General features: G+C 54.4%; 1 protein-coding gene. It reads right to left on the bottom strand.

Annotated elements, in window-relative coordinates; translation table 11 throughout:
* Nucleotides 1-41: 41 nt before the first annotated feature.
* On the bottom strand, nt 42-761 hold the full coding sequence (locus PQR42_RS45575) for an IS6 family transposase (RefSeq protein ID WP_459252337.1): 720 nt from the start codon (nt 759-761) through the stop codon (nt 42-44).
* Between the last annotated feature and the right edge of the window lie 52 nt (nt 762-813).

Genomic DNA, 813 nt, shown 5'->3' on the forward strand with positions numbered 1-813 from the left:
TAGCCGGTTCGGCCGAGATGTCTCTTATAAATATGGATACCTTATTGATTGAAGAGGACGGCATTCCAAATGGAGGGTGCTGCGGTGTCCTTGAGCCCGAGAGCGCAGAGGTCGAACTGCCCCTTGCGAATGCGATGCATCAACTCGATGCCTGAAATCGTGGTCGCGGCACTCCTGAACCGTTTGAAGCCGAGCATCACGTTTGTTCTGGACTTGATGTTTCGATGGTCCTGTTCGATCAGGTTGTTGAGGTACTTCGAGGTCCGGACTTTCGTGTCCTCAGGCAGCAGGCCATCGGCCTTCATCTCACGCACCGCCCGGTGCGTGGCAGCATACCCATCCAGTGTGATCGTCTCCGGTGGCTGGTTCTGATGCTTGATGGCCTTGGTGAAAAAGGTTTTAGCCGCAGCCACGTCTCGTTTTGCTCCGAGCATGAAGTCCACCGTCTGCCCGGTCCCATCTACCGCCCGGTACAGATAAACCCACTTGCCACGAATCTTCAAATAGGTCTCGTCAACACGCCAGGACCGACCTGTACGTATACCAAACCGATTCCAGCGCTTGATGAACTCTGGTGTGAAGCGCTTTACCCAGCGCATAATTGTCGTGTGCGCCAGCGACAGGCCGCGTTCGGTCATCATCTCGACCAGATCGCGCAGGCTGAGCTTGTAGCGAAGATACCAGCGCACACAGAGAACAATGATCTCGCGATCAAAATGCCGTCCATCGAACATCCCCTCCAGACCTTTCCGCTTGCTCATCACCGGCCACCAGATTGATTGGATCGCTACTTTAACCAATCCAATGAACCTA

The sequence above is a fragment of the Paraburkholderia sediminicola genome, from assembly GCF_046027355.1.
Lineage (GTDB): Bacteria > Pseudomonadota > Gammaproteobacteria > Burkholderiales > Burkholderiaceae > Paraburkholderia > Paraburkholderia sediminicola_B.

Bases quoted from the DNA above. Each gene is read 5' to 3' on its own strand.
- PQR42_RS45575 (WP_459252337.1), bottom strand. From the start codon at position 761: ATGAGCAAGCGGAAAGGTCTGGAGGGGATGTTCGATGGACGGCATTTT.